13 protein-coding genes, 1 riboswitch and 1 other annotated feature are annotated in these 15,722 nt (G+C 43.2%); of the genes, 4 read left to right on the forward strand and 9 right to left on the reverse strand.

All coding sequences use genetic code 11. The features are described from left to right. Positions 1-2: 2 nt before the first annotated feature. From hisIE to HC752_RS13200, 9 genes are all read right to left on the reverse strand, one after another. Positions 3-638 carry a bifunctional phosphoribosyl-AMP cyclohydrolase/phosphoribosyl-ATP diphosphatase HisIE gene (gene hisIE / locus HC752_RS13160; protein ID WP_190335631.1) on the reverse strand — a complete coding sequence of 212 codons (636 nt, stop codon included), beginning with the start codon at positions 636-638 and terminating at the stop codon, positions 3-5. After that, entirely contained in the window at positions 635-1,408 is a 774-nt protein-coding gene (gene hisF, locus HC752_RS13165) for an imidazole glycerol phosphate synthase subunit HisF (RefSeq protein WP_190335632.1), read from the reverse strand. The genes hisIE and hisF overlap by 4 nt, the downstream gene beginning before the upstream one ends. Then, complete coding sequence (gene hisA, locus HC752_RS13170; protein WP_190335633.1) at positions 1,390-2,127, reverse strand: 1-(5-phosphoribosyl)-5-[(5-phosphoribosylamino)methylideneamino]imidazole-4-carboxamide isomerase; 738 nt, start codon at positions 2,125-2,127, stop codon at positions 1,390-1,392. The genes hisF and hisA overlap by 19 nt, the downstream gene beginning before the upstream one ends. An 11-nt stretch (positions 2,128-2,138) precedes the next feature. Beyond that, on the reverse strand, positions 2,139-2,753 hold the full coding sequence (gene hisH, locus HC752_RS13175; protein ID WP_190335634.1) for an imidazole glycerol phosphate synthase subunit HisH: 615 nt from the start codon (positions 2,751-2,753) through the stop codon (positions 2,139-2,141). 14 nt (positions 2,754-2,767) lie between these two features. Continuing rightward, positions 2,768-3,841, reverse strand: a complete 1,074-nt coding sequence (hisB, locus tag HC752_RS13180) for a bifunctional histidinol-phosphatase/imidazoleglycerol-phosphate dehydratase HisB (RefSeq protein ID WP_190335635.1) — start codon at positions 3,839-3,841, stop codon at positions 2,768-2,770. 15 nt (positions 3,842-3,856) lie between these two features. Then, positions 3,857-4,909, reverse strand: coding sequence for a histidinol-phosphate transaminase (hisC, locus tag HC752_RS13185; RefSeq protein WP_190335636.1), 1,053 nt, complete (start codon positions 4,907-4,909; stop codon positions 3,857-3,859). Further along, a complete protein-coding gene (gene hisD / locus HC752_RS13190; RefSeq protein ID WP_190335637.1) occupies positions 4,909-6,207 on the reverse strand; it encodes a histidinol dehydrogenase in 1,299 nt (432 codons plus the stop codon). Before hisD ends, hisC begins: the two co-directional genes overlap by 1 nt. Before the next feature lie 4 nt (positions 6,208-6,211). Beyond that, positions 6,212-7,108, reverse strand: coding sequence for an ATP phosphoribosyltransferase (gene hisG / locus HC752_RS13195; RefSeq protein ID WP_190335638.1), 897 nt, complete (start codon positions 7,106-7,108; stop codon positions 6,212-6,214). Between the two features lie 56 nt (positions 7,109-7,164). Further along, positions 7,165-7,297: a sequence feature (His leader region), on the reverse strand. Between the two features lie 230 nt (positions 7,298-7,527). Further along, positions 7,528-9,156, reverse strand: coding sequence for a Na+/H+ antiporter NhaC family protein (locus HC752_RS13200; protein WP_190335639.1), 1,629 nt, complete (start codon positions 9,154-9,156; stop codon positions 7,528-7,530). Positions 9,157-9,254: 98 nt separating this feature from the next. After that, positions 9,255-9,438, reverse strand: a riboswitch (Lysine riboswitch). 323 nt (positions 9,439-9,761) lie between these two features. Between HC752_RS13200 and HC752_RS13205 the strand changes: the two genes are divergently transcribed. The 4 genes from HC752_RS13205 (at position 9,762) to HC752_RS13220 (ending at position 15,690) form a co-directional block, all read left to right on the forward strand. Then, positions 9,762-10,166, forward strand: a complete 405-nt coding sequence (locus tag HC752_RS13205; RefSeq protein ID WP_190335640.1) for an H-NS family histone-like protein — start codon at positions 9,762-9,764, stop codon at positions 10,164-10,166. A 367-nt stretch (positions 10,167-10,533) separates the two neighbouring features. Beyond that, positions 10,534-11,208 carry a translesion DNA synthesis-associated protein ImuA gene (gene imuA / locus HC752_RS13210; protein ID WP_190335641.1) on the forward strand — a complete coding sequence of 225 codons (675 nt, stop codon included), beginning with the start codon at positions 10,534-10,536 and terminating at the stop codon, positions 11,206-11,208. 3 nt (positions 11,209-11,211) lie between these two features. Continuing rightward, positions 11,212-12,612 (forward strand): Y-family DNA polymerase, encoded by a 1,401-nt coding sequence (locus tag HC752_RS13215; RefSeq protein WP_190335642.1) that lies wholly within the window; start codon positions 11,212-11,214, stop codon positions 12,610-12,612. 6 nt (positions 12,613-12,618) lie between these two features. Next, positions 12,619-15,690 carry an error-prone DNA polymerase gene (locus HC752_RS13220; protein WP_190335643.1) on the forward strand — a complete coding sequence of 1,024 codons (3,072 nt, stop codon included), beginning with the start codon at positions 12,619-12,621 and terminating at the stop codon, positions 15,688-15,690. Positions 15,691-15,722: the final 32 nt, after the last annotated feature.

Consider the following 15,722-nt stretch of genomic DNA (forward strand, 5'->3'; position numbering starts at 1 on the left):
GACTATTTATGGCGCTCTTTCAGTTTATTGATAACGTCGTTCATTGATAGCCCTTGATCTTGCAGTAACACCAGCAAGTGATAAATCAGGTCGGCAGACTCACAAACTAGCTCCGCCTTGTCGCCCGACGTCGCCGCAAGCGCAACTTCAACCCCTTCTTCGCCCACTTTTTGCGAAATACGCTTGGTGCCACGGGTATATAAGCTGGCAGTGTAGGAAGAGTCTGGATCGGCGTTCTTGCGGGCAGCCAATAACTGCTCAAGCTGATGAAGCCATACCATTTGAGACTCTTCTTGGGGGTCGCAATCCCAACACGTTGTTGTGCCTTTATGGCAGGTGGGTCCAACAGGCTCAACCTTTACAAGCAAAGTATCGTTATCGCAATCTAATGAGATGTTTTTCAATGCGAGAACGTTACCCGACGTTTCACCCTTAGTCCACAAACGTTCTTTCGTTCTTGAGAAAAAAGTGACTTGCCCCGTTTCTCCTGTTTTAGCCAACGCGTCTTGATTCATGTACCCCATCATTAAGACTTGGCTAGACTGAAAATCTTGTACGATGGCTGGAACTAAACCTTCAACCTTGTCCCAATCGATGCGCTCAGACAGTGCATTGACTTCCGCGGATTCAAAACTCATAATCGCACCTCTACACCTACTTCTTTCAAATATTTTTTCAGCTCACCGATATTGATGACTTGCTTGTGGAAAACCGAAGCCGCTAGAGCTCCATCCACGTTTGTCGCTTGATATGCCTCGGCAAAGTGCTCCATGGCACCAGCACCACCAGATGCAATCAATGGGACGTTGCAGACTTTTCGAACCATATTCAATTGTTCGATGTCATACCCATTTCTCACGCCATCTTGATTCATCATGTTCAAGACGATTTCACCCGCACCACGTTTTTGGACTTCTTGAACCCAATCTCGAGTTTCCCACTGCGTTGCTTTTGTGCGTGCTTCATCGCCTGTGAACTGATACACCTGATATTTACCAGTCTCTTTATCGTAGTAGGAATCGATACCGACAACGATGCACTGAACACCAAATTTATCCGCCAAGTCTGTGATCAACTCTGGGTTGGCAAGCGCTGGTGAGTTGATGGACACCTTATCTGCACCAAACTCTAAAATTCGCGCGGCATCTTCTGTAGACTTAATGCCCCCCGCCACACAAAATGGAATATCAATCACTTCCGCTACGCGGGCAACCCAGCTTTTATCAACCACACGACCATCACTCGATGCCGTAATATCATAAAAGACCAACTCATCAGCACCCTCTTGAGCGTATCGCTGAGCAAGGGGCACGATATCACCAATGATCTCGTGATTTCGGAATTGGACCCCTTTCACCACTTGACCATCACGGACATCAAGGCACGGGATTATTCGCTTTGCCAACATGAAAAGGCCTCCTCAGCTGTAAATTTACCGTCTAACAAAGCACGCCCAACAATAACACCAGCGACACCACTTCCTTTTAACGCTTCAATATCAGCCAATGAGCCAATACCACCAGACGATTGAAACTGTACTTGCGGGTACTGTTTACATAAATCGACATAAAGCTCGACGTTCGAGCCCGCCAATGTCCCATCACGGGAAATATCGGTGCAAAGTACGTGCGTTAAGCCGACCATTAGATAATCTTCAATAAGCGCTTCAATAGTGACGCCAGAATCTTCTTGCCAACCAGAAATAGCAACTTTGCGCACACCGCTCTCGTCAATATTGATGTCGAGGGCTAATACCAGTTTCTCTGCGCCGTACTTCTCCATCCAACCTTTGACAAGTTCAGGTTGCTTCACGGCAGTAGAGCCCACAACCACACGTTGGGCTCCGGCTTCCAGTAAGCTGACCACGTCTTGTTCGCTTCTTACCCCACCGCCAATTTGAATGTTGGCTGGCGTACTCGCCAGCAGTTTGGCGATCAAATCAAGCTGGCGTGCCGTCGTATCTTTAGCACCAGTCAGATCGACCAGATGCAGCCAATTCGCGCCCGCTTGATGGTATAAATTGAACTGTTCAACCGGATCCACTTTGTATTCGGTTACTTGACCGTAATCCCCTTGATAAAGACGAACGACCTGACCTTCAATTAAATCGAGAGCTGGAATAATCACTTATAGTTCCCTTATAAATTCAGAAAGTTTTCAATGAGCTTAGAGCCGGCTTGAGAAGAACGTTCTGGGTGAAATTGCACACCATAATAGTTACCACTTTGAACCGCTGCGGTGAACGGCCTTCCATAATCACAGTTGGCAATCGTATAGTCACCCACTGGCATAGCAAAGCTGTGTACGAAATAGAAATACTCACCTTCCTCAATCCCCTTAAATAACGGGTGCCCAGTTTTGGCTGAAACCGTATTCCACCCCATATGTGGCAAAGGTAAATCGCCGGTTTCCATTAAGGTGACTTCCCCATCACACAATCCTAGACATTCCACCCACTCATTGGCTTTTTGTCCTTTCTCTTGAGAGGCTTTTCCTAGTAGCTGCATACCTAAACAAATACCGAGCAAAGGTTTCTCAACTTTCTTAACAAGATCAATCAGATCTCGCTCTCTCAGGTTTTTCATTGCCTCACTTGCGGTTCCAACACCGGGCAAAAACAGCTTATCTGCCGCGAGTACCACATCAGGGTCTTTAGAAATGACGACCTCATAGCCCAAGCGTTCAATCGCAAACTTCACAGAGGACACATTGGCGCATCCGGTATCAATAATGACAACTTTTTGTTCTGTCACGTGTCGGTTCCCCTTTAAAGCATGCCTTTGCTGCTTGGTAATTCGTTGCCTTCTACTTTGATGGCTTGGCGAAGTGTGCGACCAAATGATTTGAATAAGCTTTCTACAATATGGTGGTCGTTGTCACCTGTAGAAGATAGGTGCAAGGTACACGCCATTGAATCCGCGATTGATCGGAAAAAATGTTCCGCCATTTCTGTTGAAAAGTCACCCACCATTTCACGGCTAAATTTTGCATCAAAGACTAGGTAGGCTCTGCCAGATAAATCGAGGGCACACTGAGCCAAACATTCGTCCATTGGCAAACTGAACCCAAAACGTCCAATACCACGCTTATCACCTAAAGCTTCTTTCAGAGCTTGCCCCAATGCCAGTGCCGTGTCTTCAACGGTGTGGTGATCATCAATGTGCAAATCCCCTGCAACACTGCACTTCATTTGGAATCCGCCGTGCGTTGCTATCTGGTCAAGCATGTGATCAAAGAAACCTAGGCCGGTTTTGATGTCATTGCCACCTTGCTCATCAAGGTTCACGTTTACCTTAATGTCAGTTTCTTTGGTAGTACGAACGACTTCAGCAATGCGCGCTTTTACGGTCAGGTCTTTGACAATCTGCTTCCAACCCATGGTGTCTGGGTTGTATTGAATTCCTCTAATCGCCATGTTCTCGGCTAATTGAAGATCCGTTTCGCGGTCGCCTATCACCACTGAACTTCGAAAGTCCACTTTGCCACCTTGAAGATACTCTTTCACCATACCCAATTGTGGTTTTCGGCAAGAACACTTGTCTTCTTCAAAGTGCGGGCATATCAGAACGTCGTCAAATTTCACCCCCTGCGATTCAAACATTTCCATCATCATATTATGTGGAGCGTCGAAATCTTCTTGAGGGTAGCTGTCTGTACCGAGCCCATCTTGGTTCGTCACCATAACCAATCGATAACCCGCCTCTTGCAATGCCAGTAGGCTAGGAATCACGTACGGTTCGAATTTTAATTTATCGAGACGATCCACCTGAAAATCGACGGGTGGTTCAACAATCAACGTACCATCACGATCAATAAATAGAATTTTTTGCTGCTTGCTCACGACGACTTCCCTTCTTTAAGCGACATTTTTAGCTAACTGATTGCGAATAAAAGCGACAACTTTTTCACATTCTTCACGATTTCCAACACTGATGCGTACGCAGTTTTCAATGGGCGAATTTCGCAAAATGATTCCACTGTCCCACGCAGCTTTGAATATGGCTTCACCATCTTCAAATTTAACGAGCAGGTAGTTCCCCCATCCTTCAAAAACCTCCACCCCTTCCAACATGCTAAGTCCGACTTGAAGGTAGGCTCGGTTTGCGTTCAAATCTAACGATTGGAATTTCATTCTGGCTAACCCAGCCTCAGAAAGCGCTTGAATGGCAATCTCTGCGACCGGAATGGGGACGGGATAAGGTGCGATGACTTTCAACAGCACATTGATCAATTCTTCATTTGCCAATGTGAATCCACAGCGTAGCCCTGCCAACGCAAACGCTTTAGAAAGCGTACGTAAAATGGCAAGATTAGGATACTGCGCTAAGAGATCCGACGTTGAAGCTTCTGGGCAGAAATCAATATACGCTTCATCCATCACGACGATGGCGCGATCTTTTGTCATTTCAAGCAAAGAAACAATGTCTTCACGTTTGACTAGATTCCCCGTTGGGTTGTTAGGGCTGCATACGAAAACCAGCTTCACATTCGCTAAATTGTCTTCAATCCCGTTCAGATCCAACTGCCAATCCTGTGTTAATGGGACCGCTTTTCTCTCAACACCAAAGGTTTCTGCGCTAATGGCATACATACCGTATGTGGGTGGGCAGTAAAGAATGGCATCTTCATTTGGTTCACAGAAAGCACGAATCAATAGTTCAATGCCTTCATCTGCGCCGCGCGATGTTAAGGTTTGCTCCGGCTTAACACCGGCATAAGCGGCATACGCGTCAATCAGATCTTTGGGTTGACATTCGCTATAGCGATTTAAGCGCGCAAAATCCGTTTTGTATTCATTATCGAAAGGCGATTCATTAGCATTGAGCCATACATCTCCCGAGCCGCCAATTTTACGGGCAGAAAGATAAGGCGTTAACGTTTGAACCTGCTTACGAGCCAGCTTTTCCATCACAACTCTCCTTCTTGCAATTTTTCTATGCGAATGGTGACGGCACGTTTGTGTGCGTCAAGCCCTTCGGCCTCCGCCATCGTGACAACGGTTGGGGCCAAAATTTTCAACCCATCCGATGTTAACTCTTGTACGGTCATGCGCTTGGAAAAGTCGGCTAAACCCAAGCTTGAATAGGTGCGAGTGTATCCATAAGTCGGAAGCACGTGGTTGGTACCTGAGGCATAGTCACCAGCGGACTCTGGCGACCAGTCACCCAGAAAAATAGAGCCTGCATTATCGAGCAGAGGAAGCAGTTCACGAGGTTTTTTGGTTTGAACAATCAGATGTTCAGGACCATAAAAGTTCGAAATAGAGACACATTGCGTTAGAGAATCTGCTATTACAATCAAACTTGAGCCCAAAGCTTGCTCTGCAATGTCCGCACGAGATAGCGCCTTTAGCTGACGCTGAACGGCATCCGTGACTTTGTCGGCAATGACGGGAGAAGGCGTTACCAGCACCACTTGAGAGTCTGGTCCGTGTTCAGCTTGGCTCAGTAAATCGGCGGCGATAAACTCTGGTTCTGCGGTGTCATCGGCGATAACAAGCACTTCTGACGGACCTGCTGGCATGTCGATAGCCGCACCACGAAAATCGTTGCTTACCTGACGCTTTGCTTCTGTTACGTACGCATTACCTGGTCCGAAAATCTTGTCGACCTTACTTACAGAATCGGTGCCATATGCCATTGCGGCGATCGCTTGACCACCGCCCACATTATAGACTTCGTCGATATTACACAGTTGCGCGACATAAAGAATTTCATCCGCAATCGGAGGGGGTGAGCACAATACGACTTTACGACACCCTGCAATTTGGGCAGGCACACCTAACATAAGCACAGTAGAGGGTAAAGGCGCACTGCCGCCTGGAATGTATAACCCAACGGTATTAATTGGGCGAGTCACTTGTTCACAAACGACGCCTGGCTGAGTCTCTACTTTAATCGGCTGGGATTTTTGAGCTTTATGAAACATAGCGATGTTAGCATACGCTTGCTCTAGAGCTTGTTTCATTTCACTAGATAGACGACTTGACGCTGCCTGAATGTCCTGCTTAGACACTCGAACGGAAGCCGGAGTCACACCATCGAATTTTTCAGTCAATTCGATCAATGCTGCATCGCCATCTGTTCGTACTTTTTTGATCACATCAGAAACAGCAGCGGTAATATTCGCTCCTGCCGTTATGGCAGGGCGCTCTAAAACAGCGTCTTGCTGCTCTTCACTTAAGGATTGCCAAACTACGGTTCTCATCCCATTACTCCATCATTTTTTCAATTGGCAGTACCAGAATTGAGCTTGCGCCAAGTGCTTTCAATTGCTCCATCGTTTCCCAGAAAAGATTTTCGGTGCTGACAAGATGTACGGCAACGCGGTTTTTCTCAGCGGACAACGGAAGCACAGTTGGATCTTCAGCGCCTGGAAGTAAAGCTTTGACTTGCTCTAGCTTATCGGTCGGAGCGTGTAGCATGATGTACTTCGACTCTTTGGCTTGTAGAACCCCTTGCATACGCGTCAATAACTTTTCGATCAGAGCGGTTTTGTCAGTATCAAACTCACCTTTGCGTTGAATCAGAGTCGCCTTAGATTTGAAGATAACTTCCACTTCTTTAAGGCCATTTGCTTCAAGTGTCGCACCTGTCGAAACAAGGTCAGCAATCGCATCAGACAGCCCTGCTCGCGGCGCAACTTCAACAGAACCCGTTAATACACAGGCACTGAACTCAACACCTTGTTCATCCATGTAGCTTTTAAGTAGTTGAGGGTACGTTGTTGCAATGCGTCTACCGGCAAGGTCTTGAGGTCCTTTATATTCTTCATCTTTATCAATAGCGATGGATAAGCGACAACCACCAAAATCTAAACGACGAAGCGGGACAAATTCGCATGGTTCTCCTAGTGCTTTTCTGTCTAAACGTACTTCTTCCAATTCATTTTCGCCAATGAAACCTAAGTCAACAACGCCGTCCATAATAAGACCAGGAATATCGTCGTCTCGCACAAGCAGAAGATCGATAGGCATATTTTCGGAGTGAACGACAAGTCTTTCCCCCATAATGTTGAACTTAGCACCACATTTTTTAAGTAGGTCTAGACACTCTTTACTCAAGCGTCCTTTTTTTTGAATGGCAATTCTTAGGCGTTGTGTTTGCATTACGATGTCCCTATGCGAAATTTAGTGAATATTTAATATTTTATAAGCCGTTAAAAATGAAAAAACCCTCGGGAATTTTCTCTCCCGAGGGTTTAAATCTGTATTTTCTGATTCAACCACCGAGAGTTCTGAGCCTCTCGGGTATGCGTAAACCTCCCGAAAGACTAATCAGGATGATGATGATGAATGTTCATTACACTTTTACGCATAGTTAGTTTCTCCTTGAGTTAACTCCACACTAACTAAGCTCAAATGGATTTGCAAGACTCTATTCAAAAAAAATGACCTTCTCGATAATCATACTTTTTTGCTTGCCCTTAGAAACGGTGAAACAAATGCATCCAGTTGGTTAATAAACGACAACGCGGTAGAAAGGAAAAGAGCAGGCTTTCACCTGCTCATTGCATAACGTTTATCGCTTATACCTTAATGGGACTTTGTCTACGTTTGGAAGCGACACTCAAAGCACCGCACACCACAACAAATGTCACACTCGCGGCTGCGAATGAGAATAAAATGGATGATGTCATTCCTAAAACAATAAACCCAACACAAGATACCAGCGCAATGGATAGTGCATAAGGCAATTGCGTTGCAACGTGGTCAATGTGATTACAACGGGCACCTGTCGAAGACAATATCGTCGTATCAGAAATGGGGGAACAGTGATCTCCAAATACAGAACCCGCTAAAACCGCACTCAACATAGGAAGCATCAACGCTAAATCGGTCGCACCAGCCATATCACCCGCGATAGGTAACATAATGCCAAATGTTCCCCAAGAGGTCCCCGTCGAGAATGCCATCAAACCAGATAGTAAGAATAAAATAACTGGCAGCCAATGAGCACTGATGTTTCCTTGAACTAAGGATGAAAGGTAAGTTCCTGTTTTCAAGTCGCCTATGACTGAACCAATTGTCCATGCAAAAAACAAAATTAATATTGCACCGAACATTGAACCCGCACCGACCCATAAAGTTCGAACAATTTGAGAGAACTCAATTTTCTGTCGGAAAACCGTAATCAGTGCTGTCACTAAACCAATGAGACCGCCGTAGCATAAAGATGTACCCACATCGGTATTTTCAAACGCACCTAACAGATCAAATCCTTTACCTGATTCGGCAAGTGATTCTGCTCCAGTGTATAACATAAAGAATATTGTCGCTAAAATTAAAGCAACAATTGGCATAATTAAATCAGCAACTCTGCCCTTTTCACTTTCGCTAATATCAAGGTCTTCACTTAATTCATAGCTAGATTGATTATTAACGTCATCAAATCCCATTCCTTGAGAAGCTTCAATTTCTTTTTTACGCATCGGTCCAACGTCTAACTGGAACCACACCACAGCAAACACCATCAGCAATGCAAATACCGCATAAAAATTCATTGGAACCATATTGACATAAGCACTCAACGCAGAAGAATACCCCGTTAGCCCGTGAGTGACTAAAATACCACCGATAATGGTCATTATATATGCGCCCCAACTAGACACTGGCATTAACACACACATCGGTGCTGCAGTAGAGTCTAGAATATAAGCAAGTTTAGAACGCGATACATAAAATCGGTCGGTCACTGGGCGAGATATAGCTCCGACGGCTAAGCTATTAAAGTAGTCATCAACAAAAATAAAAACACCTAAAAATGCAGCAAGTAACTTTGAGCCACGCTTACTTTTTACTCGGCTTTGTGCCCATTCCGCAAATGCTCGAGTACCGCCAGACAATGTCAGCAAAGCTGTTGTCATTCCTAATAATAAAAGAAAAGCAACAATACTCATATTCCAGCTATTAAGGCTGCTTTCTTCTGCTTTTACACCATCAACAGTAACTTCATTAGTTTCAATAACTACGCTATATACTTTATCCCATATATATTTAATTGAATCAGTAATTGAATAGTCAGTGATCAGTAAACCACCAAGCAAAATGCCCATACCTAATGAGATAAGAACTCGGCGGGTAATAATAGCCAGCCCTAAAGCAACAAGCGGTGGCAACAACGAAAGGGGAGATGATGCAAAATCTAATAAATTCATGATCTTCAGAAACCAATATTTGGTTAGAGATCTACTGCAGTTGGTATTATATATACCTTAAGTTGAACAAGCGAAAGGGAAGTGAACACTTCACCCAACCCCACAGTAGCGCTCCATAGTTTAACAACAATATAGACTATGGCAGTGTTATACCTATTCGGATATAACCCCAGCATTGAAGCGTGATGGCTTTCAATACTTCGGCAATAACGCCTTTCTGTTTCCCTCTTCGGTATCACTCTCTTGAAACATACTGATCGTTACTGCGCCTCTACCTTGGGTGCTGTATTGATTAAAAAACCACCACCCAAATCAGGTTCGAGTAATTCTACGGATACAAAAGCGTTTTGCAACATATAATTTTAATTTTCAACCGTCTTGATGAAACTTTCGACTAGACTGCGTGTCTATATACCATATACTTACACTTTTCTGACATTTAGCGCATTAAATATTGACGTATTCTATCCTGCTAAATAAGTAATTAAATATATTTTTAGAAATGTGTATTTGAATTTCGATATATTTGAAATAAAATTATATTGTATTCTCGATTTACACTGTTATTATTGTGTACGTTTACTAAAATAAGAATGGGACTGAACATGTCAGATATTGCAAAAACCCTGCTTAATATTCGCAGTCTACGAGCATTTGCTCGTGATCTACCGCTTGAGCACTTGGAAGAAGCGCTGGATAAATTAACTACCGTTGTTAATGAACGTCGCGAAGTTGAAGCTGCAGAATTAGCAGAAAAAGCCGAGCGCGAAGCTAAATTAGCTGAATACGCAAATATGATCGCTAAAGATGGAATCGATGTAGATGACCTTATTGCAGCGCTATCCGGAGAAACAAAATCTAAAGCGAAGAAAAAGCGTGATCCTCGCCCAGCAAAATATAAATACACGATTGATGGTGTAGAAAAGACTTGGACAGGTCAAGGTCGTACTCCTTCTGCAATTCAAGCACAATTGGATTCAGGTAAAGATCTGGATGATTTTCTAATCTAGCTTTCAGTTTGTTACAAAATTTATTGTAACACTGGGCATGTCCCTTGATTCTACACACCAGTGTTTCATATATTGAGCCGAAATTTATATAGATTTCGGCTTTTTTAATGCCACTCTTTGCATTACACCCACCATCCCCTCACAACATATTTTTATATTATTGATAACCATTCAAACCATTTTATTTAAAATATATTCATCTAAGCTCACTCTAATTATATTCTTTTTCCAATAATACACTTAAACCATACCCTTTTGATTTATTTGTATTTTCTCTCCTATCGATTCAACCAATTCAGAAAATCCTTGCCGCTCCTTTCCGAATGCATATACTATAAATACTGTACATTTATACAGGCTTATGAAGATGCATGAGATAATAAAGGCACTAAAACAAAAAAACTTACTATGGAACGGGACAAAGACACTACACCAAGCAAATGTTGTTCCTTCAGGCTATACCGAGCTAGATAACAAATTAGGCGGTGGCTTTCCAAATAAAGGGGTTATCGAAATCAATACGTTTACTGGTATCGGTGAGTTACGACTGTTAGATGCATTTTTAAGCAACATTACAGACGACAGACTCAGGGTCTTTATTCATCCTCCTGGAAAGATATGCGGTGAGTTTTTCGTAACGCAAGGCTATAAACTTGATAAGATTATTGTTGTTTCCCCAAAGAACGGCAAAGAAGCTTTATGGGCTACCGAGCAATCCTTGAAAAGCGGAGCCTGTTCTCATGTATTACTCTGGTGTGACACATTAGAAATACATCAAGTAAAGCGGTTACAAATGGCAAGTGAAACGGGTCATTGCTCACTCGTTATCTTCAAACCACAGAAACAAACCTTTCCTCTGCCCGTCTCTCTCAGTTTAAACCTTGAAGCTCATTCAACTGGCTTAAAGATTACAATCAATAAACGTAAAGGAAGGTTAGGGAGAACAACCTTATGTTTAGACATGTCTCGTCACTGGATGAATTTAACTAAAGCTCCTACAAATAATATCGTTGTGCCCTTTCCTCTTCTTAAGCGAAGATAAACGATGTTGTGGCTTTATCTGAATTTTACTCATCTACAGCTTGATGCTTCATTTTGTGGCTCAGCTTATGATGGTCATATTGCTATCGTTAATAACGAAAACCTAATCGTACAACTTACACCTTGCGGTTATGCCGCTGGACTAAAACTCGGTATGAACCTTGGAACAGCAGCATCACTCTGCCACGATTTACAAATTCATTCATACGACGCCAATATTGAACAAACAAAATTACGGGAAATAGCACGATGGCTTTACTTAATCACCTCAGACATCACATTGTTTGAACCTAATGGCATTCTTTTGAAAATCAGCGATATGCTCTCACTGTATTCTAATATTGAACATTACTGGTCAACCATTCAATCTCACTTGCAATACTTTAATATACGCTATGATTATTCAACAGGATTTTCCCCACTTTCAGCACAAATACTTTCTCAACAGAAAATACATTTAATTACAGATAATAAACAATTCTTAAAAAAGAAACTTTATGCGTTACCTTTATCGGTTAGTGGACTGCCTCACCAAACAGTAGAAAAACTTTCCCGTGTAGGTATTGAGACTTTCTCTGATCTATTAGCCGTACCTATGGCCGATATTGCTAAGCGTTTTGATATAGATCTTATTAACTATATAGGAAAAGTAACAGGCAGGTTTAAGCATCCTGTTGATTTCTATCATCCACAACAAACCTTTAAATATTCTCTCGATCTATTCTATGAGATAGAAAATGTTCAATACCTCGAAAAACCACTAAGTAAATTACTGAAAAAATTGGAACATTTTCTGAAATTACGTGATCAAGTTGCTCATGACATTGACGTTATTTTACGTCTTAGGAATAAACAGTATGTCAGCTTTACAATAAGTTCAGCACAAGGGGAGTATCTAGCTGTTCGCTGGATAAACTTATCCAAACTTACCTTAGAGTCTATTTCAATTAGTTCTCCCGTAATAGCAATAAGCTTGGGCACTAAACGAGTTGAGCAGCAAGCCAGCTTCAACACCGACCTATTTACAGGTCAGAAAGGTAAGACAACGGCACTAGAACTCATGTCCGTATTGGAAGCGAAATTAGGCAAAGAAGCCGTGAGCCGACCTAGTGTTATTCCAGATCCTCGACCCGAAGTTGCCAATATATACTCTTCTCCCCTCTCTGAACAACTGGATGACCCTTTATTCAAGCCTAAACTTAGACCGAGTATTCTCCTCCCGCATCCTGAACGCCTGACAGAGGAAGTATCCATCACACAAGGACCGGAAAGAGTGGCTACAGGCTGGTGGGATAATCACCCTGTAATCAGAGATTACTTTATTGCTCACAGTCATGATGGTCGCTGGCTTTGGGTATTCAGAACACCAAAGAAACAATGGTTTCTGCACGGAATATTCAGTTAGGTTTTTATGGGCTACACCGAGTTATTTTGCCAAACTAATTTCTCTTTCTTAGAAGGCGCTTCTCACCCAGAAGAGTTAGTCGTTCAAGCTGATTTCTTACAATATTCAGGAATGGCTATTACTGATGAGTGCTCCGTTGCTGGTGTGGTGCGGGCTTATAAGGCGATACAAGTCCAAGAGTTACAACTAAAACTCATTGTTGGTTCATTATTTCGAATGGGGGGTGAGCTTGAAATCATTCTACTGGCCACAAATAGGCAAGGGTATGGTGAATTATGCCGAATTATAACCAATGCACGAAGACGCAGCCCTAAAGGGGAATACACTTTGTCCGAATGGGACATTATGTCGGCAAAACATTGTTTGATTATCTGGCTACCGACCCACGAAGATGGTGACTTTCACTGGGCGAAATGGTTAACCAAATACCATTCTCATAGGTTATGGATTGGCCTGCAACGTCACCTTCAGCATGATGATCATGCGTTTATACGGCACTGTGAGCATCTTAGTGCTTTATACCATATACCAATCACGGCTTGTGGTGGCGTCCTCATGCATAATACGGCTAGGCTTCCTCTACAGCATACTTTAACTGCGATTAAACATGGTACGAGCGTCAGCAAAGCAGGTCGGTTACTGAAAAGCAATGGTGAGCATTCACTTCGCTCAAAAGAAAAGCTTCAAAGGGTATTCAAGAAAGAATGGTACACAGAAACCGAACGTATTCGCGCGCGCTGTCGTTTCGACTTAGGCTCACTGAAATACGAGTACCCAAGCGAGCTGGTTCCAAATGGCTACACGGCAATGGCTTACTTAAAAGAGCAGGTAAAAGCAGGCAGCAAACGCCGCTTTCCTCAAGGTGTACCACCTGAGATACAAAAGCTTATCGATAAAGAGTTGGCTTTAATTGAAGAGTTAAATTACCCATTTTACTTTCTGACCATCTATGACATTGTCATGTTCGCCAAGCGCAAGAAAATTCTCTACCAAGGTAGAGGATCTGCTGCCAATTCTGTTGTTTGTTACTGTCTAGAAATCACAGCCGTCGACCCTCGCCAAATATCCGTACTTTTTGAACGATTCATCAGTAAAGAACGGAATGAACCACCCGATATCGATGTCGATTTTGAACATGAACGACGCGAAGAAGTCATTCAATACATCTATCAGAAATATGGTCGCAGCCGTGCAGCACTCTCTGCCACCGTCATCACCTACCGGTTTAAAAGCGCGGTAAGAGAAGTGGGCAAAGCTTTAGCGATTTCAGAAGAACAACTCGAGTTCTTTATCAAAAATGTAAATAGGCGAGATAAAGCATTGAATTGGCAAGCACAAATAGTCGAGTTGGGTCTCGACCCTAACGCTTATCAAGGACAGCTTTTCATTCAATTGGTCAATGAAATACTCGGGTTTCCGCGCCACCTTTCTCAACATGTCGGTGGTTTTGTCATTTCATCAGGTCCTTTATATGAGCTGGTTCCTGTTGAAAATGCAGCTATGGACGAACGCACTGTTATTCAATGGGACAAAGATGATCTCGAAAGTTTGGGGCTACTCAAAGTAGACATATTAGCGTTAGGGATGCTGACGGCAATTCGCAAGTGCTTCAAGACCATCCAATCTTTCCATAATATTGAATTAAGCATCGCGGATATTACTCGACAGCAAGATGATCCAAACGTGTATGGCATGATTCAAAAGGCCGATACCATCGGTGTGTTTCAGATAGAATCTCGCGCTCAAATGAGTATGCTGCCTAGATTACGCCCCAAGAACTATTACGACTTAGTCATTCAAATCGCCATCGTCCGCCCAGGTCCAATACAAGGCGACATGGTTCATCCATTCCTCAAACGACGTAATGGCATTGAAGACGTCACCTACCCATCGGAAGCCGTCAAAGATGTTCTATCAAGAACAATGGGGGTACCCATATTTCAGGAACAAGTGATCAAACTTGCGATGGTTGCAGCCGGTTTTTCCGGAGGAGAAGCCGACAAACTTCGACGAGCAATGGCGTCGTGGAAAAAGAGTGGTCAATTGATGCAGTTCCGCTCCAAACTCATTAATGGCATGCTAGAGAGAGGTTACCAAGAAGAGTTCGCGAAAAGACTCTTTGACCAAATATGTGGATTTGGTGAGTATGGTTTTCCTGAAAGCCACTCTGCTTCTTTCGCAGTCCTTGCGTACGTCTCATCTTGGCTTAAATATTACTACCCCGAAGCTTTTTATACAGCACTAATGAACAGCCACCCTATGGGGTTTTACAGTGTCTCTCAGCTAGTCCAAGATGCTCGAAGGCATGGGATTAATGTAAAACCAATTTGTGTGAATCACTCAGACTACGATCATTTAGTAGTAAGAAATAACGATAGTTTTCATATTCGATTAGGGATGAGGCTAGTCAAAGGATTAAAAAAAGAAACTGCAGAAAGAATCACTCACCGCCGCCCTCATTCAGGTTATCAACACACTTCAGATTTGAAAAGTATAGGAATCGAACGTAAAGATTTAGAAACTCTCGCCTCTGCAGATGCACTAAAAGCATTTGCTGGTAATCGTTTCTCCGCACGTTGGAAGATAATGGATGATGCTGATGACCTCCCCTTGTTTCATTCACAGAAAGAGCAAGATAGTCGCTACTTTTATCAGCCTGACGATTTCAGTACCTTAACAGAAGACTACGCCGCTACAGGGCTTTCTTTAAACAAGCACCCTGTCACGTTGTTAAGCAACGCAGGTATACTGCCGAAATTCACGCGTATGCAAGATCTTTCTAATAAACCGCATAAGTCTCTGATTACTGTGATTGGCTTAGTGACAGGCAGACAATCTCCCGGCACAGCCGCCGGAGTCACCTTTTTTACGTTAGAGGACGACACTGGAAACGTGAATGTCGTTGTATGGGGAGCAACAGCAAGAGCCCAAAAGCAAGCTTACCTTACGGCAAAGATTCTAAAGGTAAAAGGGATTCTAGAACGAGAAGGGGAAGTTATACATGTAATTGCAGGAAAACTGACTGACATGACCAACCACTTATCCAAATTAAGAACACAATCAAGAGACTTTCATTAACCTCAGTTTTGGATAAGAAATAGTATAACTTA

The sequence above is a fragment of the Vibrio sp. S9_S30 genome (assembly GCF_014694455.1).
Lineage (GTDB): Bacteria > Pseudomonadota > Gammaproteobacteria > Enterobacterales > Vibrionaceae > Vibrio.

Excerpts from the sequence above, each read along its gene's own strand:
- HC752_RS13200 (WP_190335639.1), bottom strand. The coding sequence starts at position 9,156 with ATGAATTTATTAGATTTTGCATCATCTCCCCTTTCGTTGTTGCCACCG.
- hisG (WP_190335638.1), bottom strand. The coding sequence starts at position 7,108 with ATGCAAACACAACGCCTAAGAATTGCCATTCAAAAAAAAGGACGCTTG.
- HC752_RS13205 (WP_190335640.1), top strand. The coding sequence starts at position 9,762 with ATGTCAGATATTGCAAAAACCCTGCTTAATATTCGCAGTCTACGAGCA.
- hisIE (WP_190335631.1), bottom strand. The coding sequence starts at position 638 with ATGAGTTTTGAATCCGCGGAAGTCAATGCACTGTCTGAGCGCATCGAT.
- HC752_RS13215 (WP_190335642.1), top strand. The coding sequence starts at position 11,212 with ATGTTGTGGCTTTATCTGAATTTTACTCATCTACAGCTTGATGCTTCA.
- imuA (WP_190335641.1), top strand. The coding sequence starts at position 10,534 with ATGCATGAGATAATAAAGGCACTAAAACAAAAAAACTTACTATGGAAC.
- hisF (WP_190335632.1), bottom strand. The coding sequence starts at position 1,408 with ATGTTGGCAAAGCGAATAATCCCGTGCCTTGATGTCCGTGATGGTCAA.
- HC752_RS13220 (WP_190335643.1), top strand. The coding sequence starts at position 12,619 with ATGGGCTACACCGAGTTATTTTGCCAAACTAATTTCTCTTTCTTAGAA.
- hisC (WP_190335636.1), bottom strand. The coding sequence starts at position 4,909 with ATGGAAAAGCTGGCTCGTAAGCAGGTTCAAACGTTAACGCCTTATCTT.
- hisD (WP_190335637.1), bottom strand. The coding sequence starts at position 6,207 with ATGAGAACCGTAGTTTGGCAATCCTTAAGTGAAGAGCAGCAAGACGCT.